Origin of the sequence: Thermogemmatispora aurantia (genome assembly GCF_008974285.1) — a bacterium.
Taxonomy (GTDB): Bacteria; Chloroflexota; Ktedonobacteria; order Ktedonobacterales; family Ktedonobacteraceae; genus Thermogemmatispora; species Thermogemmatispora aurantia.
Genome location: NZ_BKZV01000002.1, coordinates 624,491 through 649,506 on the forward strand (window position 1 = coordinate 624,491; position 25,016 = coordinate 649,506).

General features: G+C 61.7%; 20 protein-coding genes and 1 other annotated feature. Of the genes, 12 read left to right on the forward strand and 8 right to left on the reverse strand.

Annotated features, from left to right (window positions below; all coding sequences use genetic code 11):
* Positions 1-196: 196 nt before the first annotated feature.
* The 4 genes from KTAU_RS09260 to KTAU_RS09275 all read left to right on the forward strand — a co-directional run bounded on the left by KTAU_RS09260 (position 197) and on the right by KTAU_RS09275 (position 3,297).
* Complete coding sequence (locus tag KTAU_RS09260; protein ID WP_151728114.1) at positions 197-784, forward strand: hypothetical protein; 588 nt, start codon at positions 197-199, stop codon at positions 782-784.
* 263 nt (positions 785-1,047) lie between these two features.
* Complete coding sequence (locus tag KTAU_RS09265) at positions 1,048-1,356, forward strand: ATP-dependent Clp protease adaptor ClpS (RefSeq protein WP_112432793.1); 309 nt, start codon at positions 1,048-1,050, stop codon at positions 1,354-1,356.
* Positions 1,357-1,708: 352 nt separating this feature from the next.
* On the forward strand, positions 1,709-2,260 hold the full coding sequence (locus KTAU_RS09270) for a universal stress protein (protein ID WP_151728115.1): 552 nt from the start codon (positions 1,709-1,711) through the stop codon (positions 2,258-2,260).
* A gap of 431 nt (positions 2,261-2,691) precedes the next feature.
* Positions 2,692-3,297: a GAF domain-containing protein gene (locus KTAU_RS09275; protein WP_112432789.1), complete on the forward strand. Its 606-nt coding sequence runs from the start codon at positions 2,692-2,694 to the stop codon at positions 3,295-3,297.
* A 120-nt stretch (positions 3,298-3,417) separates the two neighbouring features.
* Here the strand turns inward: KTAU_RS09275 and KTAU_RS09280 are convergent, their stop codons facing one another.
* The gene (locus tag KTAU_RS09280; protein ID WP_151728116.1) at positions 3,418-4,593 is read right to left on the reverse strand and encodes a DUF711 family protein; all 1,176 of its coding nucleotides are present in this window, start codon (positions 4,591-4,593) and stop codon (positions 3,418-3,420) included.
* 195 nt (positions 4,594-4,788) lie between these two features.
* Between KTAU_RS09280 and KTAU_RS09285 the strand changes: the two genes are divergently transcribed.
* The 7 genes from KTAU_RS09285 to serS all read left to right on the forward strand — a co-directional run bounded on the left by KTAU_RS09285 (position 4,789) and on the right by serS (position 16,765).
* Positions 4,789-7,923 (forward strand): AAA domain-containing protein, encoded by a 3,135-nt coding sequence (locus tag KTAU_RS09285; protein WP_151728117.1) that lies wholly within the window; start codon positions 4,789-4,791, stop codon positions 7,921-7,923.
* 14 nt (positions 7,924-7,937) lie between these two features.
* Entirely contained in the window at positions 7,938-8,957 is a 1,020-nt protein-coding gene (locus KTAU_RS09290; RefSeq protein WP_151728118.1) for a ribokinase, read from the forward strand.
* A 144-nt stretch (positions 8,958-9,101) separates the two neighbouring features.
* Positions 9,102-9,413: an iron-sulfur cluster assembly protein gene (locus tag KTAU_RS09295; RefSeq protein ID WP_112432780.1), complete on the forward strand. Its 312-nt coding sequence runs from the start codon at positions 9,102-9,104 to the stop codon at positions 9,411-9,413.
* Between the two features lie 707 nt (positions 9,414-10,120).
* Complete coding sequence (locus tag KTAU_RS09300; RefSeq protein WP_151728119.1) at positions 10,121-11,257, forward strand: LamG-like jellyroll fold domain-containing protein; 1,137 nt, start codon at positions 10,121-10,123, stop codon at positions 11,255-11,257.
* Between the two features lie 248 nt (positions 11,258-11,505).
* Complete coding sequence (locus KTAU_RS09305) at positions 11,506-13,224, forward strand: hypothetical protein (RefSeq protein WP_151728120.1); 1,719 nt, start codon at positions 11,506-11,508, stop codon at positions 13,222-13,224.
* Positions 13,225-13,534: 310 nt separating this feature from the next.
* The gene (locus KTAU_RS09310) at positions 13,535-14,614 is read left to right on the forward strand and encodes a hypothetical protein (protein ID WP_151728121.1); all 1,080 of its coding nucleotides are present in this window, start codon (positions 13,535-13,537) and stop codon (positions 14,612-14,614) included.
* A 474-nt stretch (positions 14,615-15,088) separates the two neighbouring features.
* Positions 15,089-15,353, forward strand: a binding site (T-box leader).
* 131 nt (positions 15,354-15,484) lie between these two features.
* Positions 15,485-16,765 carry a serine--tRNA ligase gene (gene serS / locus KTAU_RS09315; RefSeq protein ID WP_151728122.1) on the forward strand — a complete coding sequence of 427 codons (1,281 nt, stop codon included), beginning with the start codon at positions 15,485-15,487 and terminating at the stop codon, positions 16,763-16,765.
* An 82-nt stretch (positions 16,766-16,847) separates the two neighbouring features.
* Here serS and KTAU_RS09320 read toward each other — a convergent pair whose 3' ends face one another.
* Positions 16,848-17,369 (reverse strand): metallophosphoesterase family protein, encoded by a 522-nt coding sequence (locus KTAU_RS09320; RefSeq protein WP_151728123.1) that lies wholly within the window; start codon positions 17,367-17,369, stop codon positions 16,848-16,850.
* Positions 17,370-17,537: 168 nt separating this feature from the next.
* On the opposite strand from KTAU_RS09320, the gene KTAU_RS09325 reads away from it, so the two are divergent.
* Entirely contained in the window at positions 17,538-18,248 is a 711-nt protein-coding gene (locus KTAU_RS09325; RefSeq protein ID WP_151728124.1) for a metallophosphoesterase family protein, read from the forward strand.
* A gap of 132 nt (positions 18,249-18,380) precedes the next feature.
* Here KTAU_RS09325 and KTAU_RS09330 read toward each other — a convergent pair whose 3' ends face one another.
* From KTAU_RS09330 to KTAU_RS09355, 6 genes are all read right to left on the reverse strand, one after another.
* Entirely contained in the window at positions 18,381-18,584 is a 204-nt protein-coding gene (locus KTAU_RS09330) for a hypothetical protein (protein ID WP_151728125.1), read from the reverse strand.
* A gap of 689 nt (positions 18,585-19,273) precedes the next feature.
* The gene (locus KTAU_RS09335; RefSeq protein WP_151728126.1) at positions 19,274-20,536 is read right to left on the reverse strand and encodes an ABC transporter substrate-binding protein; all 1,263 of its coding nucleotides are present in this window, start codon (positions 20,534-20,536) and stop codon (positions 19,274-19,276) included.
* A gap of 195 nt (positions 20,537-20,731) precedes the next feature.
* The gene (locus KTAU_RS09340; RefSeq protein ID WP_151728127.1) at positions 20,732-21,982 is read right to left on the reverse strand and encodes a branched-chain amino acid ABC transporter permease; all 1,251 of its coding nucleotides are present in this window, start codon (positions 21,980-21,982) and stop codon (positions 20,732-20,734) included.
* The gene (locus tag KTAU_RS09345; RefSeq protein WP_170293174.1) at positions 21,979-22,878 is read right to left on the reverse strand and encodes a branched-chain amino acid ABC transporter permease; all 900 of its coding nucleotides are present in this window, start codon (positions 22,876-22,878) and stop codon (positions 21,979-21,981) included. The genes KTAU_RS09340 and KTAU_RS09345 overlap by 4 nt, the downstream gene beginning before the upstream one ends.
* Positions 22,879-23,071: 193 nt before the next feature.
* On the reverse strand, positions 23,072-23,944 hold the full coding sequence (locus tag KTAU_RS09350; protein ID WP_151728129.1) for an ABC transporter ATP-binding protein: 873 nt from the start codon (positions 23,942-23,944) through the stop codon (positions 23,072-23,074).
* Positions 23,941-24,741, reverse strand: a complete 801-nt coding sequence (locus tag KTAU_RS09355) for an ABC transporter ATP-binding protein (protein ID WP_151728130.1) — start codon at positions 24,739-24,741, stop codon at positions 23,941-23,943. The genes KTAU_RS09350 and KTAU_RS09355 overlap by 4 nt, the downstream gene beginning before the upstream one ends.
* Positions 24,742-25,016 lie beyond the last annotated feature (275 nt).

Sequence of the window (25,016 nt, forward strand, 5' to 3'; positions counted from 1 at the left end):
TATTTATAGCTGTCCGTCCGTCTGAGTTGACCCCGCCTGCCCCTTCTGCCTCGTCCTGGTAGCTCTCTCCCCACAGCGGGCAAGCAGAGAAGAGATGGAGAGGCGGTCGCTCGCCTTGCTACCTCCCGGCACGCAGATTGGCTATAATGTCTGGTGCTAAGAGAGCGCATTTTCACCCTTAGCAGGAGCCATTCTCATGCCACAACAACAGCAACAACAGCAACAGTTTGCCGACTACGATCTCCTCGCTGTTTTTAGCGATGAGGAGAAAGCAAGCGCGGCAGAGGGGAAGCTGCGCCGGGAGGGTTTCAAGGATGAGGAGATCTATCGCCTGAGTGCCGGGGCAGTCAAAGGAGGGGAGTTCCGCGATCACGGCCCACGCCAGGATCGCAGCACTTTCTTCTTGCAGACGACACGCAGCGGCCCCTCGCCGGCCCTGCTGCTGGTGCTGGCACTGGTGGCGGGCCTGGTGGTAGGCTTGCTGGCCTTTGCGCTGGGCTTCGCTTTTCCCGCTTCTGAGCACGGGCTGATTACACTGATCGGGGTGGTGGTGGGCCTGATCTGCGGCGTGGTGATAGCCTTTGTCCGCGGGAGCCGGGTGCGCGGCGCTATCGGGCAGGATCTGTCGCGCCTCCCTCAAGCATCAGCTTCCACACGCGAGGCTCGAACGGTGATTGCTCTGCGTCTGCTCGAGCCAGAGAACATCAGCCGCAAGTCCCGTGCGCGGGCCATCTTGCTCAATAACGGAGGCCGCATCGATCGGAGTGTGGGCCGCCGGGAGTGAGAAGCGGCGAGCCGGGCGCAATGGAGCGCTCTGCTCCCGCTTTTTTTCGCTTGCCAGCAATGGCGCAGCGCTCGCTGTAGTCTCCTTATCGAACAACGTCATAGCAATAATGAGGCAGGTGAGGGTCTTACCACTCTGCTGGGCAAACACTGGTAATATCTTGGTTTCTCGATTAGAATTAGAATAGATTTACAGCAAAGTATCGGCAAGCGCCGGCGGCCCTGGCAGAAGCCCAGAGGTCGCTCAGGCGGGAGAAAGAGCGTATGAAGGGGAACACTGTGCCACCAGCGAGACTGCAGGTTGATCTGGAGAAGCTCGCGCGCCTGCGCGACGCGCTCTTTCCACCGTATAAGGTCATTCTCTTCAACGACGATGAGAATACGATGGATTATGTGGTCGCTGCCCTGCTGCATGCTGTCAATAGCCTGACGCTGCCGGAGGCCGAGCGCATCATGCTAACAGCACATGTGACAGGGAGTGCCGTGGTTGTGGTCTGTCCCAAGGAGATGGCCGAGTATTACCAGGAGCGCCTGCTCAGCTACGGTCTGACGGCGACGATCGAGCCGGATTAGCCTCTGGCCGGGTCCCAGGCCCCCATAGCGGGAAGCTTCCTGACCCAACTTGCTGGCTGACTAGCTGACCGGGCTGGCCGACTGGTGGTTCGTTCGTTCGTGCGTTCATTGGCTGATCACGATCGCTGTTCAATAACACAGAGTAAGGACTGGCAGCAGGCTTGCTGGACAGCGCTCACTACCATTGACGCTGCCAGTCTCTTCCACTTAGAATCTGTAGAAGGGTCTGCAGGGATGCAGCGAGCAGGCTCTTTTATGCGTATGCAGAGGTGCAAGGCGCAGAGCCTGCATGAGATCCGAACGAAGATGATGCTGTTTTGTCAGATTCGAGATCGAGAAGAGGGGAGACACTATGGTTCACCTATGGCGCTCAAGAACGAAGGAGGAGGCCGAGACCACCAAGGCGCCCGGGGTCGGAGCCACCGGCGATATCGCGGTTATTGTCGAGGGGAAGAAACTGGATACGGAACTGGTCAGGCTGGCTTGTCTGATGGCCAAGCGCGCCAAACGCAAGGTTCACCTGGTCCACATCATTGAAGTTCCTCGTACCCTCCCCCTCAAGGCTGTCCTCACAGAGAAGTCAAATGCCGCCAATAAGCTGCTCTCCGAGGCCATTGCCATTGCCGAAGAGGCAGGCTGCGACGCTGTCGCCGAGATCGTCCAGGCCCGCGATGCCGGCCCGGCGATTGTGGACGAGGCCCGCGATCACGGCTGCGCTCTGATTATGCTAGGATTGGTGCGTAGCCACCGCTCCCAGAATAATCTGGGCAAGACGATCCCATACGTGCTGCTCAATGCCCCCTGCCGGGTCTGGGTGATCCAAGACCCCAATGGCACGGCTGCCGCCAGTACGCCCGCGACCGCCGCAACCAGCAATAGCGATGTCAGCGTCTCGAAGGCATAACGATAGATTCGTATCCATACTGCATGCATTACGCTAGCCGCCTATGACTGCTTCAAAATACGCCGAATACGGGTGAGGCGCACGCTATACGCTACACGCCATGCGCCAGGCTCTGCTAAGTCTGGTCGAGCCGTGAGAGGCCTTCGTCCCGGCGCGTGAGACCTGCGCCGCCGCCGGGGGCTTTGCTTCTCCCGCCACTGCGTTGCGCCGCCCGGCCCTGTGGGTGCCTTCTGTCCTTCACACATGGTGAGCGCTTGCGGTCGGTGCAGGCTGTTTTTTTCTCTTTTCCTGCCTGCTCGCTCGCCAGCGAGTGGCCGGCCTTTTGCTCATCACAGTCAGCATGCTGATATGCTATAATTAGGGTGAGCAGAATTCTTCTTTTTATTGACTCAACCGGCTATCACTAGCTCAATCCTGGGAGGAGTCTCGCCATGACGACCAGTCCACAGAATGCAGGGCCACCGCCACGCTCCCATAAGGACTACTATACTGCCCTTCATCAGGCCGCGCTGACCTTCTCTTCCAGCCTTGAATTGGATGAGGTGCTCCACAGCGTGGCCAAAAGCATCGCCGAGGCGATGCAGGTGAAAGCCTGTGTGCTGCGTCTCTTTAACAAGCGCACAGGCCAGCTTGAGATCAGCGCCTCCTACGGGCTGAGCAGCGACTATCTCGGCAAAGGCCCGGTCGATGTCTCTCACAGCCCTATCGATCATGAAGTGCTGCAAAGTGGCCAGCCGGTCTTTATCCCTGATGTGCGCGTCGACTCCCGTTTTCAGTATCAGGAGGCCGCGCGCCGCGAGGGCCTGGTCTCGCTGCTCTGTGTACCGCTGGAGGTGCGCGGCGAGGTCATCGGCGTCTTGCGTGTCTATACCGCCGAACCGACAACCTTCCACGAGGATGATGTGCAGTTCCTGACCGTTCTCGCCAGTCTGGCCGCCCTCGCCATTGAGAACGCCAGACTGTACGAGAATCTGAAGAGTTCTTACGATGGCGTGATGGATGCTCTCTGGGGGAGCAGCCTCAGTCGCCAGGCGTAAGCCGGCACGGTGGCACCCACCTCTGCCCCCATTCTCAACTTTGCGCCTGCCCGTCTCTTGCTTCTCGCTTACCTCTATCCTGGCTTGACCTGGTCTTTGTTAGGCTGACCTTCCTTCGCTTCACCGAATGAGCGTGTTGGTGAGATAGGGCGAGGTGAAGGTTGTGCGTTCTCCTGCTCGTCTGCCAGGTACAGGGAAGAGCCGCGCCGCCAGTGGCTTGCGCAGGCGCATGGCCAGGGCGGCGACGTCGAGGAGGAGGCCGGCAATGGTCTGCTCGGAGCTGTCACCCGGCAGAGGAATGGTGTCCAGTCCTGTGCCGCAGACAGCGGAGTAGAGCAGCAGCTGATGGACGTGCAGGCGCCCCTCTTCCCAACGTCTCCCCAAGAGGGCGTCCTCTAATACGGGCAGCATGAGGCCACAGTAGCCACAGGTGGGCAGCGTGGTGCTTTGGAGGCCGCGGGTAATGGCGGCAGCGACGGTCAGAGTGCCCGGATCACCGATGAGGCCATAGCCACAGGCCTCCAGGGCGGGTACGATGCTCTCTTCCCCGAGGGGGGCAGGCGAGAGGTCGAGGCCGTGGTAGTGAAGCTGGTGCTCGTCGCTGAGCGCACGCGCCAGGTCAGCCAGTGGCCCCAGTTGCTCTTCGAGCGTGCGACGAACGATGGCGCTGATGGCGTCCGGAGCCAGAGGACGGCCCCCCTCTGCCGCAGCAGCGCTGAGGGCCTGGCCGAGGAGAGGCGCGCTCTGGAGGCCAAGGCCGAGGCTGGCCGGACCACGATGGTAGGCAGCGGGAAAGAAGGGACAGCCCGGCTCGACACAGGCAAGCATGGCAAAGCGGAAGTTGCCATCGCCTTCAGGGGTCTCTCGGGCTAGACGGAGCATAAGACGGGCTATGGCAGGGGCCGCTTCCTGACGCAAACCCTGGGCGCTGCTGGCCAACAGGGCACTGGCACTGAGCGCCGGACCAGCAATGAGCAGATCGGCGAGCAGGGCCAGGCGCTCAAGTGGAAAGGTCGGCTGGACGACGAGAGCAGGACCAAGCGAACAGAAGGCAATTTCGACTTCGGTCAGCATCTGCTGTAGCTCACGCCCGTAGCGCTCGATCTCCCTGGCCGGCCAGGTGGCCAGGTCGCTGAGCAGGGGACGGGTGGCAAGACGCAGTGTCTGCACCTCATAGCCTACCTCTTGCAGACGGGCGGCAATGGCCCGCAGTTGCTGGGCCAGGCGCCGGACAATCGCAGCTGTCAGCGGATGCGGCTCGGCTACGCCCAGGGTGATGGTGCGAATGGGGACCATTGTTGCTGACTCCTTTCCTCCCTCGTTGCTATCCGTATACAATATCTCCAGGATACGCTATTTGGATGCAGGCCGCCAGCATGCCAGCCCGCGTCAGGCCATGAGCTAGCAGAGGGAGGGCCACCGGGCCGCGTGCAAGGGGCCGCGCCGCCTCCGACGGCAAGCTCCCAGGGAGAGAGGTGACAGCCAGGCGCTATGTCTACGACTCCAGAGACCGCGCAGCAGGCTGGCTCCTGCTTTTTGTGCTCACTTGCTTCATCGCCTCGTCTCTGTGCTGTTCCTCGACTTGAGGGCTTCCTCCTCGCCGCCTGGGAACAAGCAGCCGGCTCAGCGGCAGGAGAGCGCTCCAGTGAACGCCTGCCCGGTCTGCTCTTAAAAAGTGCTGAGGGACTTGTCTCTCTGCAGTTGACCCGCGACTATCGGCGCCTGGTGCAGGAGCTGCGGGCCCGCGGGCGCAGCGTGCGCGGGTTGCGGCTGCGCGTCTATCACCTGCCTAAGCCGGCCCAGCGCACCGAGCAGCATGGGCGCCCTCTGCTCTCCTATCGTGCTGATTCCTGGACGTTGGTTGTGATCGAGCCAGACACACTGCTCAATATCACGGACTTGCTTTACGCCGAATACTGTCCTCGCCAGTATCTGCTTCAACGCCTGCTCCCCAGTGAGGCAACGCTGGAAACGCTGCGCGGGACGCTGGTCCATGCTTGCTTTAAGGAGCTGTTGAAAGCCCATGACCGCGGCGCGCTGACGGAGGAACGCGGTCAGGCTCTGGCGCTGCTACGTCAGCAATTGCGCCAGGCTTTGGAGCGCAACCGCCTTGAGCTGGCGCTCTTGAACATTGGGGCAGAGCAGTTGGAGGCCGAGGTGGCGCCCCATTTGGAGAGCCTGGCGAACTGGTTCGAGCAGCAGCGCAGTACGCTCTGGGATGTCCCTTTACCAGCGGAGGGCACCGCGGGCAGCGAGGAGAGCAGCGATCATCTGGTGCGCGCCGAAACGTTTTTACTGGCGCCAGAGCTTGGTCTGAAGGGGCGTTTAGATCTGCTCTGGCAGCAGGGAGAGCGGCGGCGCTTGCTGGAACTGAAGACGGGCGGCGCCTCGGGTCCTCTGCCTCGCCGCAATCACCGCTGGCAGGTGCACGGCTATCACGCGCTCTTGACTGTCCGCCGCCAGGCTCGCACGCAGAAGGCGCTGGCGACCCTGCTCTATAGCGGCACACCTGGCGAGGCCCAGGCTTTTGGGATTCCCTTCTCAGTCCGCGAGCTGCAGCAGGTGAATGAGCAGCGCAATCTGCTGGCAATCAGCCACGTCACTGGGGAGCCGTGCGCGCCACCAGGGCCGGCGCGCTGCAGAAAGTGCGCGCTGTTGGAGGAGTGCCGTCTCGTCTCCTGGCTGCTGGCTTGGGAGCCGCCAGCGCTCGCTACCACGGAAGGGCCAACGGCAGACTCAGACACACCCGCGCCGCCTCCGCTGGTCACCTCGCTCACGGAGAGCGATCGAGCTTTCTTTGCTCGCTACTATCACTTGCTCCAGATCGAGGGACGGACCAGTGAGCAGGAGCAGGCCCTGCTCTGGCAGGCACCGGTCGCTGAGCACGTGGCGCGTGGGATGGCGATCGCCGGGCTGACCCCTCTGGAGCCACCACAGCCTACTGAGCAAGGCGAGTGGGTGCAGCGCTTCCGCTGTGAGAACCGATCGGAGCTGCGCAGCGGCGATGAGATCCTGCTCTGTGACGGCCATCCCCTGGACGGTGAGGTGGTCACAGGGACCATCTTGGAGATCGGCGCACGCGAGGTGGCTGTCTGGACACCTGAGCTGATCGCCCATCCAACTTTGATCGAGCGCCACGCTACGGATGTGGTCCATCTGCGCACGCTGCAGAATCTCTGGCGCTGGTTGCACGTGGAGCCGCGCTTGCGTGAGCTGGTCTACGGCCTGCGCCGTCCGCGCTTCAGTCGCGAGCCGGTGGTTCCACGAGAGGACTTCAATCGCGAGCAGAATCTAGCGGTAGAGCGCGCGCTCCAGATGCAGGATTATCTGCTGATCCACGGTCCGCCAGGCACAGGGAAGACGGCGGTCATTGCGGAGATTGTCAAACGCCTTTGCCAGCGCGGCGAGCGGGTCTTGCTGGCAGCCTTTACGAACCAGGCAGTCGATAATATGTTGCTGCGCCTGGAGGCGGAAGGTTTCCACGATTACTTGCGTCTGGGCCATGAGCGTAGCGTGGCCGAGGGCGTTCAAGAGCATCTCTTGAAGCACCTGGCACCGCTCTCGTCGAAGTCAGAGTCGCTATCAGCGCAGGGGGACGCAGGGGAGGCGAAGCCCGGCCTGGCAACCGCCGAGCTGCGGGCCACCCTCCGGACGCTGCCCGTGGTGGCCTCGACAACAGCTACCTGGTCTTCTGAGCGCTATGCGCCCGAGGGAGCACAGGAGGACGGGGCTGGCTCGCTGTTGCGCTTCGATGTGGCTCTGATCGACGAGGCCGGCCAGTTGACGGTTCCAGCTCTGCTTGGAGCCTTGCGCTTTGCGCGACGCTTTATTCTGGTGGGCGATGAAAAGCAGTTGCCGCCGCTGGTGCTCAGTCGTGAGGCGGCGGAGGGAGGGTTGCGCGAGTCACTGTTTAGCCTGCTGAAGCGCTGCGATGAGGAATATCGGGCCGCGCACCCGGGAAGTGAGAGCGCCTGCGTGGCCCTGACAACTCAGTATCGGATGCATGAGCAGATCGCCGCCTTCCCTTCGCGCTGCTTCTATGGGGGAGAGCTGCGCGCCCATCCGTCGGTGGCGCGGCGTCAGCTCAGCTTCGGCGGCCCTGTAACGCCGCGTCTGGGCGAGCGCGCGGCGATCCTGCGTGCGCTGCACCCTGGCCAGCCTGTCGTCTTCCTCAACGTGACCACGCCCGAGAGCGAGGCCCGCGTTAGTCAGGCTGAGGCCCGCCTGGTACGTGAGCTGGTGACGGCTTTGCTTGGGCGCGGGGTTGGTCCATCACAGATCGGAATCATCGCGCCCTATCGCGCTCAGGTGGCGAATCTCCGCCGTCATCTAGTCTGGAAACAGTACGGCGCCCCTCATCCGGCTCTGACAATCGATACGGTCGATCGCTTCCAGGGCGGCGAGCGCGCGGTGATTATTATCTCGTTCGCTACGACGCAGCCACCCCCGCCGGGCAGCCTGCTCTACGAGTTTCTCACCGATGCCCACCGCCTCAACGTGGCCCTGACCCGCGCCCAGCGCAAACTCATCCTGGTCGGGCATGCTGCCGCACTGGAGGGGCTGCCGATCCTGGGCGATCTTCTGAGCTACTGCCGCGAGCTGGAGGCCTTTATTTCAACGGAATAGGAGCGAGCGAAACGATGGAGGAGCAGAAGCGCATTTTAGTGGTTGGCAGCCTGAATATGGACCAGGTGGTGCAGGTACCGCGCCTGCCGGTGCTCGGCGAGACGCTGCTGGGCGCCGGCTCGTTGAAGCTGGTGCCCGGGGGGAAAGGCGCCAACCAGGCAGTGGCCATGGCCCGTTTAGGGGGTGCCGTGACGATGGCTGGTCGGGTGGGCCACGACCCCTTTGGGCAGCAACTGCTGGTCGCTCTGCAGGCGGCGGGCGTCTCTACAGAACTGGTGGCCATTGATGAGGAGGAGGCCAGCGGCACGGCCTTTATTTTCCTGGTAGAGCAGGATAATGCCATCATTGTGGCAGCGGGCGCCAATGGCTGTCTCGGGCGCGACGCCGAACACCTGACACGCATCGAAGAGGCCCTGGCACAGGCCTCAGCTGTGGTCTTACAGCTGGAAATCCCGCTGGCAACGGTCGAGCACCTCATCAAGGCAGCCCGGGCGGCGGCTGTGCCGGTAGTGCTGAACGCCGCTCCAGCACAGCTCTTAAGTCCAGATCTGCTGCGCCAGGTCGAGCTGCTGATCGTTAACGAGCACGAGGCCCAGGCGCTGGTAACAGCCCTGGGGACGCCGCCCGATTCTACCATGACCAGCGCTGAGTCCAGGGAGCCAGCAGCGAAGGATGTTCTGACTCAGGCGCGCGCGCTGGCTCTGCGCCTGCATGAGCATGGGGTGGCGACGGTAGCGGTCACTCTGGGAGCGGCAGGAGCACTGTTGGTCACTCGCGGGGACCAACCAGGCACAGGCCCGCTCTCCCTCTACGAGCCGGCTCCGCGCGTCCAGGTGACCGATACGACGGCTGCCGGCGATTGCTTCGTGGGCGCTTTGACGGTCGCGCTGCTGGAGGGTCAGAGTCCCGCCCAGGCACTGCGCTTTGCGGTCTACGCCAGCGCCCTGAAGGTGACGCGCTTCGGCGCTCAATCCGGGCTGCCGAGTCGGGCTGAGGTGATGGCCTTCCTGGCTGGCGACTCATCTCAGGCTTAGCTTCGAGGTTGGGGCCTGCCCTGGCTCAGCTCGGCTCGTCGGCCTTTTTTGACAAGGCTGGCGCCTTGCGCTATATTTATGTGGAGTAATCCCTACTATGCTACTTGGAATATTGGGCTATCAGCAGGGAAGGAGCAGCAGACTATGCCCCAGATCAATGAGGCCGAAGTGATCGAGGCCCTGCGGGAATGCTACGACCCAGAGATTCCTGTCAATATCTACGATCTCGGCCTGGTCTATGGGATTGATATCAATCAGGAAACAGGCCATGTGCATATTAAGATGACGCTGACATCACTGGGCTGCCCATTGGTCGGCGACGTGATGTCCGAGGTCGAGATGCGCGTCAGCCAGGTCGAGAATGTCAAGTCATGCGATGTGGAGATGACCTTTGATCCCCCCTGGACACCCGACCGCATGAGCGAAGATGCGAAGTGGGAGCTGGGTTTGATCTAGCCTGGCCAGCGCGGAGTCGCTCCTGGCAGTCGCGGGACCAGTCTGCACGTTGTAATCATGCCCGCTTGCCGCTGACGTGACGACCCGCGTCCCTATCCTTACCGCAGCCAGGGCTTGTCCTGACACGTGACCGTCCCCCGGTGGCGCTTCACCGCCTCTGTCCGCTTTCTGCCGCGACATTGGCCCGCTGCTCACCGGCTGCGGTCTGTCACGTGTTATTTTTTTCCCTTTTTACTCTTCCCTTCGCCAAAGCAGTGTGTTATACTGAGTGCCATCGATCAATACATTTATCTCTATATTATGAAAGGATGAGGAGCAGCAACTTCCACTCTGGAAGAGATATCTCAAGCGTCTTCTTCCACTCCCCACGCTGCATCGCCAGCCTTGGCCTGGAAGGAGGGCAAAGGCGTCACAGCCCAAGCCTGATGTGAAGAGCTGGCGCGGCGCTCACTGATAGGACCTGAGAGCGAAGGTGCGAGGCTGAGTAGAGCATTTTAGTCTTGATCTTCCGCAAACGGCTTGCTTGAAGCGAAAGAATCTGTCGAGGGAATGGACAGCGCTACCCAGTGCGAGCGAGCAGAGAAGCTAGAGCCTCTCCCAATGCAGATCAGGAGCCTTCCGCGCGAGCTGAGGGCGCGGTTGCAGAGGGCACAACCCGCCGCACGAGGATGCTGAATATTGAGAGAGCAGGAGGTTTGAGAGATCTCATGGTCAGGCACTGTGAGTTTTGCTACGCCGCGGTGCCAGCGGATTATACCACGTGCCCTGTCTGCGGAGCAGCGCTACGGGTGGGGCAGGATCAGTCTGGGGCGAGTGGGCAAGCTGATGGTCTCCCATCCTTATCTTCGGAGACCGTGCCAGCCGCGCCCAGAGCCAGCGGAGGTAGCTGGGACGAGCCAGGTGCCACCGTTCTGCCTGGCTCGCTGGCCGCGACGCCGACGCCACAGGGGCCACAGCGCCCCTCCCATTTTCAGCGCAGCGAGTTCTCAACAAAGAGCAGTTCTGTTCTGTCGCGCTCGCTGCGGCTCGGCTTCATCTTGATGCTCTTTCTGTTCCTGACGGGGCTTGGCCTGCTCATCTACGGTGGCATTTATCATCCGGCCCAGTTGCACGCAGAGGCCACGGCCACGGTTAGCGCCGCTTTGACGGCCCTGACCCAGGGTACCGCTCAGGCCCAGGCCCATGCTACAGCGACCGCCATCGCCCAGGCTCACGTCACGGCTACCGCAGCTGCCCAGGCGACCGCCGTCGCTGCGGCTACCTCCACTGCCGAGCAGGCTACCTATACAGCAGCCACCCAGGGGACACCAACCCTGGTCGATCCTTTGACCGGGCAGAACGGCAACCAGTGGACACTGGACAGCAACCTGCGCGAGGGCTGTTCCTTCTCCGGGTCTAGCCTGCATTCGATCGTTGCCAGCGACCATGTTTTCATCCCCTGCCTGGCTTTGGCCACAAACTTCGCTAACTTCACGCTGCAGGTCCATATGCGACTGGCGCGAGGCGATGGCGGCGGCCTGGTCTTCCGCGCGAATGCCGATAGCGGCACCGGCTACCTCTTTTTCGTTGGCAGTGACGGAAACTATAGCCTCATGCTCTCCGATGGTACACAGGCCAATGCTCTGGTCGGCGGCCCAACGCCAGCCATCCATACAGCAACTGGCCAGGACAACTTGCTGACGGTGATCGCCCACGGATCATCGATACTTCTCTATATAAATAAGCAATACGTGGGAAGCGCTCAGGATACGAACTTTAGCGCAGGGCAGATTGGTGTCTTCGCCATTGATCTTGGTCATGTGACCGATGCCGCCTTTTCTCAGCTCCAGGTCTGGTCGCGCTAATCGCCTCTGCCTACCCTGCCTGCTGCAGGACCAGGAACAGGGCAGGCCACAGGGACAGGGCTGCCCCAGACCAGCGCCAGAGATAGCAGCCTAGGGCCGGGTTCGGCTTTCGTTCTCTGATACTGCCGCCCTCGGCTCGCTTCTGACAAGCAATGATGAGATCTCTTGGCATAGATTGAAAAGCATGTTATGCTGAAGATGCTTTAGGGAGTCACTACGTCCAGCCCTTGAGGAGGATCTTCTTACCTATGCAATGCCAGATTTGCAAGGCCGAGTTGCCCGCTGGGGCACGGATCTGTCCCTCCTGCGGCGCTCCTACTCCTTACAATGTGCTGGAGCCAGAGAAGGAGCAGACCCCGCCGCCGAGTACGTTCGGCAGCCCGGACGATACGCTGATTCAGTCCCGCCCCGAGAGCAGCAAAGCGAGCGGCGTTGAGGACAGTGAGCGCACGTTGCGCGCGCCTTATAGCGAGCCTACGCTGCGTGCGCCTTCACGCTGGCAGCAACCGCAGACACCGCCAGCCAGCTCCGAGGGGGGAGCGTCCGCTCAGCCGAGAGAGGCTCAGACGCCAGGCATGGAGAGCGAGCGCCCTCAGGCCGATGCCGAAGCGGGCGCGCCACCGGCGGGTGGGCCATCCAGTGGACCAGCGCCAGCTCCGACGTCTTCGCCAGCTCCCAGCCCCAGCAGTTTAACGCCGGTGCAGCCTCCGCAGGAGGCGGCCACTAGCTATGGTTGGATGCCGCCTGCTGGAGCCGGAGCCAGCACTCCTTCCTACCCCGGTCTGAGTGGCGCCTTTCCAGCCTCGCCTGCGCCTGCGCAGCCACCAGCTCAGTTTCAGATGTCGGGGACGCTGCCCGCGCAGCCACCAGCCGCAGGTTCGCCGCCTCAGCCCCCCAGTCAGATCAGCCAGAGCGGCCCCTCAACGCCACCAGGCTATCCGCCTGCGGTAGCTCCGCAGCCAGGATCTTCCCGCCCCGTCGGTCCCGCCCAGCCCGGCTATCCTTCTGCATTCTTCTCGCCTGGCCTGACGCCAGGGGCGGGCACTGCCAGAGAGGGTGGCGCCGTCTTCCCCCAACAGGGGCAAGCCAGCTGGCCGCTGTATCCACAGCCAGTAGCCCCAGGGGTCCCAGCGCCAGGTCAGACCAGAGGAGGGAGATCTACGCTGCTGCTCATTCTGGCCATCCTGTTGATCTGTGTCATGATCTTGCTGGGAAGCGTCGTCTACCTCGGGGTCATCCGCCCAGGACAGGAGCACGCCGCCGCCACGGCCACGGCCCAGAGTGCGACGGCCCTGGCCTTCAACCATCAGACGGCCACAGCCGTCGCCCGAGCTAATGCCACAGCAACGGTGACTGCGCTGCAGAGCAATCCCTCGGCGTTCTATAGCTATATCACGGCGCAAACACCCCAGGTGAATGACTCGCTGGCCAGCCAGAGTGCCAGCAATTGGGATGATACACGCAATAACGACGGCAGTGGCTGTCAGTTCAGCAATGGTGCCTTGCACATCCTGACTACAAGCAGCACGCCGGCCTGGGCCTGCGCGGCTAACGCCCTGACGTACCATAATCTGGCCTTCCAGGTCGATATGACGATGGTCAAGGGCGACAAGAGCGGTCTCCAGACAATGGGGGGCCTCGTCTTCCGCCTCAACGAGGGCACGCGCAGCTTCTATAGCTTCACGATCAGCCCCAGCGGCGCCTACCTGCTGAGCAAGGTCAGCAACGGCAATGTGAGCTATCTCTCCGAGGGTGTCAGCACTGCCATTAACGCCAATCTCGGCGAGAGCAATACATTGACCGTCATCGCCCAGGAAGATACGCTCATGCTGTTCGTGAATCAGCACTACCTCTCTACGGTCCACGATAACACGCTGACGAGCGGCATGGTTGCCCTCATTGCCCTGAACTCTGGCAACATTTCCGCCGATGCGGCCTTTCAGAACGTAAGAATCTGGCAGCTGTAGGAAGCCCTTAAGGTGGGAAGAAGCAGGCCAGCCAAAGAGATCAGATCAGGGCCGCAGACCCAAGTGCAGGGACGCTGGTCAACACGGGGATGGGGGACGCTTTGTCCTGCCGTCTCCGAGACTGCCAGCCCTCCCTCTCTCTTCTCTCCCGCCTGGCCGTTTCTTTTCGAGGTACGGCAGAGCTTCGACCCCAACCCATGGCCGCCCTGCCAGGCTTAACCGAGGCTAGTCTTGCAAGCAGCGTCCATGCTATAGTAGCAAAGAGGAGCACAAGGAGAGAAGCTTACTGTCAAGCGAGGGAGCGCTATCTATGCCCGGAAAGCAGCAATCGAGCCACCCGCGGTCAAGCGTCAACGGTCTAGAGCCGGAGCAGCTGCCGGTTCACAGGAAGGAGCCAATGACGACGGATGGCAGTGAAGAGTCTGCAGAAAGGCCGGCAGAGGTGAAAGAGCAGGCTGAGACAACAGCACTCGTGAAAGTGCCTGCTGCCGAGCCAGTCTCTTTCCGGCAGCGGCCTGCTGGACTCTCACGCGGCCAGTGGTGGCTCTATGGCTCGCTTGCCGCCTTGCTGCTACTGGCGAGCACGGTTCTGTTGGTGATACTGACCACAGGACAAGCCACGACTGTGCTGCAAGCCCAGGCCACAGCGCGCGCCCTGGCCACACGCCATGTCCTGGCCAGCGCCAGCGCCCAGGCCGCCGGCACGGCCCAGAGTCTGGCAACTCAGCAGGCAGCTATTTATGCGACCGCCACGGCCCAGAGTCTGGCGACGGCTCAGACCAGCCAGCTCACGGCAACGGCCACCACCTACGACGAGCGCCTCAGCCAGATTACCCAGGGTCACCCAGATTTTAGCGACGATCTGAGCACTCCTGACGAGTCCCACAGCTGGGACCAGGGTTTCAGCGATGCCGGGACCGGCTGCTTCTTCAACAACGGCGCCTACGAGGCGAGGGCCGGCCACGCGGGGCTGTTACAGCCCTGCCTTGCCCATAGCACCAACTTCAGCCAGTTTGTCTACGAGGTCCAGCTGACGATCACCAGTGGCCAGGAGGCTGGCCTGCTCTTCCGCGCCAGCGCCGATGGTCAGAGCTACTATCTTTTCCGCGTGAGCATCAATGGCTCGTTCGCCCTCGATCTCTACCAGGGCCAAACGGCCCAAACTCTGCTGACCGGCTTCAGCCCAGCGATCAGCAGCGGCCTGACGCAGACGAATATTCTGGGTGTACTGGCCAGCCAAGATACCATCGTGCTCTATGTCAATGAGCAGGCTGTGGGGAGCGTTCATGACCATACGCTCTCAGCGGGGGCGATCGGCGTGGCCGCCATCGATGATCAGCTGCCCTGTGTCGCTCAGTTCAGTAATGCCCAGGTCTGGGTCCTTCACTAGTGAGCAGCCAGTGCTGTGGTCTGGAGTCAGACAGGCGATGGCAACCAGGTCGGAGCGCTTTGTCCATAAAGATATGGCGCCGGGGACCCCTGGATTCATCCAGGGGAGGAAGGCGGCTTCCTGCTCACCCTCACCCTGGGGTTGAGACAGCCGGCTCTCCTATGGTATCCTGCTCTTGAGACTGAAGGCACTGGCCTGTTGGTGTCCAGCAACGGCTGTGCCTCATTGTGCAGAGGAGGCGGGGGAGCAAACAGGTCAATTCCGCTCTCCTGTCCTACGGGGCAGTGGGCTGCTGTCAACCAGCCCTGCAGCCCGGGCCAATACAGCTGCGGGCCAGCCCCTGGCTCAAGCCAGGGACCGTTGACCTCGTCAATCCGACTCCCCCAGTCCCAGCCTGGTTGACAGAGCGCCTGCGCCTCTGCTATCCTATCGTACCAGAAGCGGAGCAGCAACGAGCAATAACACAACCATTGAGTAAAGGCGAAGAACAGGACAAGTACCTCATGCCTGCGAGCGCTAGAGAGCTGCGGTTTGGTGCAACGCAGTGCCGGGGGTGAGGGAATCCACCTGGGAGCTCACGCGAAGAGCGTTTGCGGTGGCCTCCGTTAACAGGCCAAATGAGGGATGGCTCTACGCAGCCAGTTTCTGGGGGCTCTTGCCCTCTGGCTGGCCGGCAGCAGAGCATCCGAACAAAGGTGGCACCACGATCAACGCAGCCATCAGCGTTGTCGTCCTTGCACAGTGGACGATAACGCTTTTTTTATTGCTGCAGGACCGTGATAGGCGGTCAGTTGTCAGGCGCGCGACCTGCTACAGACCAAGGCCCAGGACCCAAGTTTGAGGACGAGAAGAGCAGAAGGAGGGATTTTCGTGCTGGATCTCGGCTTTATTCGCAATCATCCCGAGCTTGTCAAGGAGGCTGTACGCCTCAAGCAGAGCGATTTTGATGTCGACCAGTTTCTGGCCCTTGATCGCCAGGTCTTAGAGCTGCAACACCAGGTCGAGACACTGCGAGCCGAACAAAACCAGCTCTCGAAACGCATCGGACAGGCAGGCAAAGATAAGGAGCTGCGCGAGTCGCTCATCGCCGAGGGCAAACAGCTGGCGGCGCGCCTCAAGGAGCTAGAGCCGCAGCTGGAGGCTCTTACCGAGCAGCGTCAGCAGCTTCTCTATCTGGTACCCCAGATTCCTGATCCCTCGGCCCCGGTCGGCACTAGTGAGGAGGATAATGTCCCGGTGCGCTATTGGGGAGAGAAGCCGCAGTTCGATTTTCCGCTGCTAGACCACTACACGCTGATGCAGAAGCTGGACCTGGTCGACATGGAGCGTGCGGCCAAAATCGCCGGCTCGCGCAGCTATGTGCTCAAGGGCGACGCCGCCCGCCTTGAAATGGCCCTCCTGCACTTCGCTTTCGATCGCATCGCCGCTAAGGGCTTCACGCCCCTGATCGTACCAGCGATGGCGCGCGAGTTCTGCTTTATTGGCAACGGCCAGTTTCCGCGCGGACGGGACCAGGTCTATGCCCTGGAGGGCGAGGATACTTTCCTCGTGGGGACCGCCGAGGTCTCGATTACGGGCATGTTCAAGGACGAGATTCTTAGCTACGAGGAGCTGCCCCTGACCTTTGTCGGCTTCTGCCCCTGCTTCCGCAAAGAGGCCGGCACCTACGGCAAGGATACGCGCGGCGTCTTCCGCGTCCATCAGTTCAACAAGGTTGAGCAGTATGTGATCTGCGAAGCCTCACACGAGGAGTCGGTGCGCTGGCACGAGCAGCTGATTCGCAACGCCGAGGAGCTGGTTCAGGCTCTGGAGATCCCCTATCGCGTGGTTAACGTCTGCACCGGCGACATGGGTGATGGCAAGGTCGGCATGTACGATCTGGAATGCTGGGTTCCCAGCGAGGGCCGCTATCGGGAAACACATTCTTGCTCGTACTTCCACGACTGGCAGGCACGGCGCGTCAATATCCGCTATCGTGATCGCGATGGCAAGGTGAAGTTCGTGCACACGCTTAATAACACGGCCATCGCCTCACCGCGCATTCTGATCCCGCTGCTAGAGAACCACCAGCAGCCCGATGGCTCGGTACGCATTCCAGAAGCCCTGCGCCCCTATCTGGGAGGACAGGAAGTGCTGCGAGCACGCCGCTGATCGTCGCCACGCGGCGCCCGTTGGCCTGGCCCGCCCCGCGGCGCGCGCCAGCTCCGCCATTGGCGCCAGGCTGGAAGGCCGACTAGGTGAGAGGGATGATTTCCCCGCGCGGGCTGCCGCTGGCGTCTTCAATGTAGAGGCGGCCCAGTGTGCAGATTGGCTGACTGCGCCGATCGGTAGCGCTGCCGGGATTGAAGAGCAGCAGCCTATCTTGTTGACGCAGATAGGGAACGTGGGTGTGGCCGAAGATGACGCAGCGCGCCTGCGGAAACTCGCGGCGGGCCGCTTCCAGGAGCGCCTCCTCCTCATTGCGCCGCCGGCGCGCGCTGTCTGGGCTGAGGATATGAACGACCCCAATGCGACAGCCGCCGATCACCAGCTCGCGTTTGAGGGGCAGCGCCCTCCGCACTTCGTCACTCTCGACGTTGCCCTGCACGGCTACGACGGGCGCGATGGCCTCTAGCTCGTTGATGACGGAGAGCACCGAGAGGTCGCCCGCATGAATGATCAGCTCAACATCGGCAAAATGACGCCAGATGGCCTCGGGCAGGGCCTTGAAGCGCGGAATATGGGTATCCGACAGGACACCGATGATGTGTTCCATCGGCTCTTACCTCCGTTGCAGCAGACAGGCCGGTCGGTCCATGACGAGCGGGAGCCGTGCCAGGCAAGAAGCCAGCAGGTGGCAGCCAACCCGGCAGCTGCCTGGCCCGGCAGGTAACGAATCGCCTGCTCTTGTCGCTCGCTCTAAGGAGAGGATAGCAGATTCACTATGCGCATCGCCATTATCTCCGATATTCATGGGAATCAGGTGGCCCTGGAGGCCGTGCTGGAAGACCTGCGTCGTCAACCGGCGATTGATCAGCTGGTCATCGCCGGCGATCTCTGCTTGAATGGCCCCCGCCCGCGCGAGGTGCTCACTATTGTCCAGCAACTCGGCTGCCCGGTCATCAAAGGCAACGTCGATGAGGAGGTGGTGAGCGCCGCCCCCGAGAAAGGGCGCAAAAAACAGAGTACTGTTGCCTGGACGCGTGAGCAGATCGGGCCGGAAGGCATCGCCTACCTGCGCAACCTGCCTTTCTCGTACCGCGTGACCAATCCCAATGGCAGCGATGCCCTGGTTGTGCACGCCAACCCGCACAATCTGGAGGACGCCATCCCTCCTAACGCCTCCGATCAGGAACTGGAGCGCTTGCTCGGTGGCCTGGATGAACAGATCGGCGCCCTGGCCTTCGGCCACCTGCATATCGCTTATCAGCGACGCTGGCGGCGACTGTTGCTCTTGGATGTAGCCAGCTGCGGCCTGCCACGCGATGGAGATCGGCGCGCCGCTTACGGTATTCTCAGCTGGCAAGGCAGCGACTGGGAGGGCGAGATTCGTCGCGTACCCTACGACATGGAAGCCGTCGTCGCACAAATCCGCACCAGCGGCATGCCCCATCCCGAGCGGCGCATCAAGATCCTGCTGGAAGCCCACTACTGAGATTCTACAGCAGCTAGCCTGGAGCAGAGGCTGCCGAATACAGAGCAACGGGGCGCCGGCGGTGGTGGGGAGTCGCCACAGCCTGCGCCCCGTTGTCAAGGTGAAGCGCTGAAGCGGAGCAGCTATTTTGCTCTATAAGACATGCAATAATTGACAGAAGATACAGGTGCAGGTCGCTGGATGACCAGGAGCATGCTCAAGCAGCGACTGCGGTGGCTCGTTGTGGGGCAGCTCCTGCAGCGGCATCGCCTCCTCACCGAGGTAACTGGCGGCATCGCCGATATCGACCAGCTCAAGCTCACGCATAATTTCTTTCAGTTCACTTGTAGTCGCCATGCTCAATGAACCCTCTTCTCTCGCAGAACACTCAGCCCCGGGACGCAGAGAGCCCGCACGTGTGGCGCACTCCTGCTGCAACAGAGGGTATGCCCCACATTGCATCAGGAAATGCTCAACAGGAGACTAAGATTCGATAAATTTCAATAATTAAGCGATAAAACCAGACTCTGATTGACCTCACCCTGTACACTGAAGCGTCGAGACCGCTGCCAGCAAGGGACAAGCCAGTCAGGGCCTTTTTTTCTCCGCTCGGCCAGAGAGTCGGCGTCGGTCACCGAGCAGGAAGCTTGATAGCTTCCACTTAATATATACGTGTCCGGGTTGACATTCATCGCTGCAAGTGCAAGCGAATAGACCGGTTGGGTCAGGCAAGCGAGCAGGAAGCAGGCCAAGCGGGTCTGGGACTGCTGGCGCGGGGCGCAGCGAGCACGCCTGTGTCACAAGTGGCCAGCCAGGTTGGACACAGTAGTCACGCCGTCAGAGCACAGGAAGAAGACAGAGCCGAGGAGTATGGAGAGAACGGTAGGGTAGCAGCCTGTACTGGCCCGATCCAGGGGCATTGTTCAGCCGAGTTGCTCACCGGCTGCCTCTATCCTGCGAGGCCGCAGGCAGAAGGCAGCCGGTCGTCATGAGCAACCACACACCAGGGCAGACAGGGAAGAAAAGGAGCGAGCTAGCACGCCTGACTAGAAATGAGACTGCTGAGCAGCCACCCCGGTGAAATCCGGCGAGATCGGCTTAACGCCGGCAGGCTGCGTAGCATCAACCTGATAGATCACAGAATCGCGCGTTGGCACACGCTGGTCGGGCGTCGAGCCATAGTGCGCGGGCGGCAGCAGACCTCCCATATCTACTGACTGCAGCGACTCGAAGGCCCGGAAGAGGCCATCGCGCGTCAGATCACCGTTTTCCATCGCCTTCTTCAGAATGGCGTAAGTCACATAGGACTCGGCATAGCCAAACTCGAAGTAGCCATCGGGCTGCTGCTTCGGGAAATACTTGGCCTGGTCCTGCAACATCTGCGCCATCCCCGGCACACTCGTATCGCCCCAGGCCGCTCCCTGGGAAACGACCCAGGCCCGGCTGATCAGCGGCTTGAGCGCCGGCACTGCCAGGAGCTGAATCGAGAAGGCCGGGCTTTGCAGAATCCACTGCGGATTGTAGCCCAGCTTGTAGGCGGTGGCGATAATGGTCGCTGTCGCCGTCGGCAGCGTTGTCATAAAGACGTACTTCGCCCCGGAAGCCTTCAGCTGCGCCACCTGGGCCGTGAAATCGGTATCATTGACCGCAAAGGAGACCTGGGCCACGTCATGCAGATGGTAGACACTGACCGCCTCGCGGTAGCCCGTCAGTCCATCCTGGCCGTAGTCATCGTTCTGGTAGATGATGGCCGTAGCGGGATTCTTGACCCCGAGCTTATTGACAATGTAGTCAAAAGCATTCTCTACCTGCAGACGGTAAGGTGTGCCAACGAGGATCAGATACTTTTCGCGCGCCAGAGCCGATGAGAGCGTCGCCGCCGAGACCAGCATGTGATCGGCAGCCGCCAGATCCTTAATGGCAAAGGTTGGCTGCGTTCCGAGGCTGTCGGCGATCATCAGCACCTGGTTGCGAATCTGGTTATACTTCTGCACCTCCAGCTGCGGGCTGTACTGCGTATCTTGTTCAATGAACTGGACTTTGAAGCCGTTAATGCCACCGTGGTCATTGACGTGATAGAAGAAGGCTTTGACGCCATTGGCAATCGGGATGCCGACCGGCCCGGCTACTGGCCCCGAGTAGGGCGAGAGGATGCCCAGCGTGATCGTCTTCTTATTGAGATCGACGCCAGGTCCCGCCTTGAGTCCACCCGAGCTACTGCTCGTGCTGCTACTCGCGCAGCCTGCAAGGATCGGTAGACCGGCCAGGAGGATGAGTATACAGGCAAACAAGAAGCGTTTCGTAGCCATAAACAATTACCCCCTTATCGAGCCAAAGGCACAAGATACTGCATAAAACCCGGCTGGTTCGCTTTTACTGGCTTCCTGATTGTAGACCTGAAGGGAAGCGCAGGTGGGCCACCACAGGCTGGCCGCCTGGCAAAGTGGCAGGCAAGAAGAGGGAAGCAGACGCGACGAGGCCCGTCCAGATCTCGTCAGGCGCACTCAGGAGGCGCCGGTTCCGCCACTCCCCCGCTCCTCGCCGGGGCCAGGGAGACGCTGCTGAAGATCAACTACCTCGATGCTCTCACTCCCTTCTTTGACCGCCGCGCCCGCGCTCGCCCCCGTTCCCAACTTTTGAGGGCGAGGCCCGCCAGGGCGCAGACGGCGCACCAGACCAATGACTCCGCCTGGCTCAAACAGCAGGAAGACAATGATCAGCAAGCCATAGAGGAGCGCGTTCAGATCGCCGCTGCTGAGGCCCCCACCGCCAGTGCTGGGCGGTAGCAGCGAGAAGTAGTCGATGACCTGGGGAAGGGCGAAGACAAAGGCCGCCCCCAGGATCGACCCCCAGACATCGGCAATGCCACCAATGATGATGGCCGCCACAAACTGGATCGACAGGCTTAGGCTCCAGTAGTCGGGGATCACATAGCGCGCATAGGAAACATAGAGCGCACCGGCCACGCCCGCCAGGAACGAGGAGAGCACGAAGGCCCCCATCTTGACCTCGAAAAGGTTCACCCCCATGATGGCAGCGCCCACTTCGTGATCCCGCACGGCCCGCATAGCCCGACCGACGCGTGAACGACTGAGATTGTAGACGAAGAGTGCCGAGAGCAGGAGGACCACCAGGATGAGCAGGAAATATTGCTGACCCGAGGTCAGGGCGATGCCCAGGATACTGTTCTGCTGGTCGAGCGAGAAGCCCCCAAAGGCCGGCACCGGGAAATTGCGCCCCTGTGGCCCCCCGGTGATGAAAGTCAGGTTGCGGAACAGATAATTGCCGATGAAGACCAGAGCCAGGGTCACAATGCCCAGATAGAAGCCACGCAGGCGTAGGGCGCTCGGCCCGATCAGCGCCCCAACTAGAGCCGCAACCAGGCCCGCCGCCGGCAGCCAGATGAAAACGGGCAGGCCCAGGCCCCAGGGATCAAGCGGTCCCGCGGGCGGATTGCCCCCCAGGAGCGCCGCCGTATAGCCTCCCAGGCCCATGAAGAAGGCCAGGCCCAGCGAGATCTGACCAGTATAGCCCGAGAGGAGGTTGAGCGCCAAGGTGGCAATGGCCGCAATCAGGCAGTAGTTGACAATGGTAAACCAGTCGTCGCTGGCCAGCGAGAAGAAGAGCAGCAAGGCCAGCACTCCAACCCCCAGCCAGAGCCAGCGCGCCAGGCTTCCCAGCAAGCGAGGCGGCTCGGCCTCTCGCGGCAACTCCTGACGAAGACGGCTAGGGCCAGGCTCCCTTGTGGCGATCATATGCGCTCTACCTTTCTTGAGCCAAAGAGACCATAGGGACGGATCATGAGGATGAGAATCATGATCAGATAGGGCGTTACCTCGTGCAGACCGGTACCAACCACCGCCGGCAGGCGGCTCTCGTAGCCAGCCGTCAGGACGCTGGTCAGACCGATAATGACTCCGCCGATAACTGCGCCGCTGACCGAGTCGAGGCCGCCCAGAATGATGGCCGGAAAAGCCACCAGGGCCGCATTGCCAAAGTTGGGATCAATGGCCAGACTATCGATCGCCAGCAGGACGCCGCCAAGCGTCGTGATGGCCGCCGCCAGTCCCCAGGCCAGGGCATAGACATTGCGCACATCGATCCCCATAGCCAGGGCCGCCTCTTGATCCAGCGCTGTGGCCCGCATGGCCAGCCCGTAGCGCGTGTGGCGAAAGAAATAGTAGAGGGCGGCGCAGAGCACAATCGTCACGCCAATGGTCCAGAGATCGCTACTGCCCAGATGCACGCCGGCCACATTGAAGCCGCTGGTAACGGCGAAAGGCGTGGCCGCCGGAATGGTGCGCGAACCCCAGCCTACAATGACCAGCGTGCGCAGAATGATGTCCAGACCAATGGTAATCATGAGGATAGTGAAAGGCGGACGACCAATCATCCTGCGCAGCACAAGGCGCTCAAAGAGGAGGCCGATGACAATCGTGACCAGTAGTCCCAGCGGCAGCGCTAGCAAAAAGGGCAGATGCCAGTTTAGGACAGCGCTGGCCACGACATAGGTGCCGACCAGCAGCAGCTCGCCCTGGGCAAAATTGATGACCTGGCTCGCCTTGAAGATGATGCTAAAGCCCAGCCCGATCAGGGCGTAGATACACCCCTGGGCTGCGCCCGCAAAGACTAGCTGAAGGAAGTAGGCCATAGCACATAGCTCCTCCTGCACAAGCAAGCCGCAAATAGTGCGATTGAGCGATGGGTAACACCATCGGCGCCTGGTAGGCTCAGGGCCAGAGAACACTTCTGGCATCTCGGCACGAGCAAACGAGCAAACGAGCAAACGCACAAGCAAGCAAGCAGAGCTGTAAGCCGACATGCCTGCCAGTCCGAGGCGGAGTTTAGTTCTCGGAGACGGCGGGCAAGTCATCGGCGGGCGCCGGCAGCTGCTCCGATTCTTCGCCCAGGTAGGCTTTGATGACCGCTGGATTGGCCTGGACCTCCTCCGGCCTGCCCTCGGCAATGACGCGGCCAAAGTCCAGCACCAGCACACGATCAGCCAGGCCCATGACCAGCGCCATATCGTGCTCAACGAGGATCTGGGTGAGGCCGAGCTGCTCCTTGATCTCCAGAATGATGGCAGCGATCTCCTCAGTCTCTTCCAGGCTCATGCCAGCCACCGGCTCATCAAGCAGCAGCAGCTGCGGCTCCATTGCCAGCGCGCGCGCCAGATCAGCTCGCTTTTGCAGGCCATAGGGCAGGCTACCCAGAGGCCGATCGCGCACCTCTTTCAAGTTTAGCAAGTCGAGAATATGGAGACAGTAAGCGCGGTTCTCCCACTCTTCCCGGCGGGTCGGGCCGATAAACAGTCCGGCGCGCAGGATGCCACTGTGCATGCGCGTATGGCGGCCCAGCAGCAGGTACTCCAGGACGGTCATCGTGGGGAACTGGCCCATGTTCTGGAAGGTGCGTGCGATCCCAGCCCTGGCCACCTGGTAGGGCTTCAGGCGCAGCAAGTCCTGACCGGCAAAGGTGACCCGTCCCGCCTCGGGCTGGTAGACACGCGAGAGCACATTAAACAGGGAGGTTTTGCCAGCGCCGTTGGGGCCGATGACGGCAAAGAGTTCGCCCGGCCAGACGGCAAAAGAGACCTCGCTAAGCGCGCGCACCCCCGCAAAGCGAACCGAGAGCTGTTCAACACGCAGCAGCGGCTCCCTGGGGTTGATCTGGTGGTTGTCGCTGGCCAGGTTGCTATGGTCAGGCCGACCACTCATGACAGCCACCTCCTCTCTGCCGCCCTTTCCCGCCGCTGGCGCAGGCGCCCAAGCGCGAGCTGGCGCTCTCCTTCGCGCAGGCCCAGGTAGAACTGACGGATGTTCTCCTCTTGCAAGAGGCGCGCTGCTGGCGCGGCCAGAACGACGCGCCCCGTTTCCAGCACGTAGCCATAGTGGGCCACCGAGAGGGCCATCTGCGCATTCTGCTCGACAAGCAGAACAGCGGTGCCTTCGGCGTTGATCTCGGCAATGATGTTGCGAATGCGCTGCACCATGAAGGGGGCCAGGCCAAGAGATGGCTCGTCGAGGAGCAGCAGGCGCGGCGAAGCCATCAGGGCACGCCCGATGGCCAGCATCTGCTGTTCGCCACCTGAGAGATAGCCCGCCCGACTGCTGCGCCGCTCGGCAAGGACCGGGAAGAGGCTCATGACGCGATCATAGGCGCGACGGATAGCGGCGGGATTGCGCACGGTGATAGCACCAGCGTGGAGGTTTTCATCAACGGTCAGGTCGTCAAAGATGCGGCGCCCTTCCAGGACCTGGGTGATGCCCAGCTGCACGATGCGCGTGGGGGAAAGACGATCGATGCGCTCACCTGCCCAGAGGATGCGACCACCAACCAGGGCGCCACGATGTAATGGGAGCAGGCCAGAGATGGCCCGCAGGAGGGTGGTCTTGCCGGCTCCGTTGGTGCCCAGCAGGGCGACGACCACCTTTTCAGGGATCTCAAGCGAGGCACCCCGCAATGCGGGGATGACGTTCTGATAGGTGACGGCAACGTCCTGCAGCTCTAGCATAGGCGCTTCCTCCGTCGGCAGCGATGCTGACTCTCTCTAGCCCTTCTCGCTTCCCTGCTCAGGCCCGCTCGCGGACACTCGGTCGGCGCTACGGCCCGCTTCAGCCAGGCTTGTCTCTACCCGCCTGCCCGGCCAGCACGGGCAGCCTACCCTGACTAGCCTATTCTGGTTAGCCCCTCGTCTGCCCTCCTCACCTGCCTGCACCGCCGCAGGTTCCTCTCCTTGCCGCTGGCACCGACCCTGGCGGCCACTGGCGTTTCATGCAAGCCTATTGT

Bases quoted from the DNA above. Each gene is read 5' to 3' on its own strand.
- KTAU_RS09270 (WP_151728115.1), top strand. From the start codon at position 1,709: ATGGTTCACCTATGGCGCTCAAGAACGAAGGAGGAGGCCGAGACCACC.
- KTAU_RS09335 (WP_151728126.1), bottom strand. From the start codon at position 20,536: ATGGCTACGAAACGCTTCTTGTTTGCCTGTATACTCATCCTCCTGGCC.
- KTAU_RS09275 (WP_112432789.1), top strand. From the start codon at position 2,692: ATGACGACCAGTCCACAGAATGCAGGGCCACCGCCACGCTCCCATAAG.
- KTAU_RS09310 (WP_151728121.1), top strand. From the start codon at position 13,535: ATGCCCGGAAAGCAGCAATCGAGCCACCCGCGGTCAAGCGTCAACGGT.
- KTAU_RS09305 (WP_151728120.1), top strand. From the start codon at position 11,506: ATGCAATGCCAGATTTGCAAGGCCGAGTTGCCCGCTGGGGCACGGATC.
- KTAU_RS09295 (WP_112432780.1), top strand. From the start codon at position 9,102: ATGCCCCAGATCAATGAGGCCGAAGTGATCGAGGCCCTGCGGGAATGC.
- KTAU_RS09290 (WP_151728118.1), top strand. From the start codon at position 7,938: ATGGAGGAGCAGAAGCGCATTTTAGTGGTTGGCAGCCTGAATATGGAC.
- KTAU_RS09285 (WP_151728117.1), top strand. From the start codon at position 4,789: ATGTCTACGACTCCAGAGACCGCGCAGCAGGCTGGCTCCTGCTTTTTG.
- KTAU_RS09260 (WP_151728114.1), top strand. From the start codon at position 197: ATGCCACAACAACAGCAACAACAGCAACAGTTTGCCGACTACGATCTC.
- KTAU_RS09300 (WP_151728119.1), top strand. From the start codon at position 10,121: ATGGTCAGGCACTGTGAGTTTTGCTACGCCGCGGTGCCAGCGGATTAT.
- KTAU_RS09280 (WP_151728116.1), bottom strand. From the start codon at position 4,593: ATGGTCCCCATTCGCACCATCACCCTGGGCGTAGCCGAGCCGCATCCG.
- KTAU_RS09265 (WP_112432793.1), top strand. From the start codon at position 1,048: ATGAAGGGGAACACTGTGCCACCAGCGAGACTGCAGGTTGATCTGGAG.
- KTAU_RS09345 (WP_170293174.1), bottom strand. From the start codon at position 22,878: ATGGCCTACTTCCTTCAGCTAGTCTTTGCGGGCGCAGCCCAGGGGTGT.
- KTAU_RS09355 (WP_151728130.1), bottom strand. From the start codon at position 24,741: ATGCTAGAGCTGCAGGACGTTGCCGTCACCTATCAGAACGTCATCCCC.
- KTAU_RS09330 (WP_151728125.1), bottom strand. From the start codon at position 18,584: ATGGCGACTACAAGTGAACTGAAAGAAATTATGCGTGAGCTTGAGCTG.
- KTAU_RS09350 (WP_151728129.1), bottom strand. From the start codon at position 23,944: ATGAGTGGTCGGCCTGACCATAGCAACCTGGCCAGCGACAACCACCAG.
- KTAU_RS09320 (WP_151728123.1), bottom strand. From the start codon at position 17,369: ATGGAACACATCATCGGTGTCCTGTCGGATACCCATATTCCGCGCTTC.
- KTAU_RS09340 (WP_151728127.1), bottom strand. From the start codon at position 21,982: ATGATCGCCACAAGGGAGCCTGGCCCTAGCCGTCTTCGTCAGGAGTTG.
- KTAU_RS09325 (WP_151728124.1), top strand. From the start codon at position 17,538: ATGCGCATCGCCATTATCTCCGATATTCATGGGAATCAGGTGGCCCTG.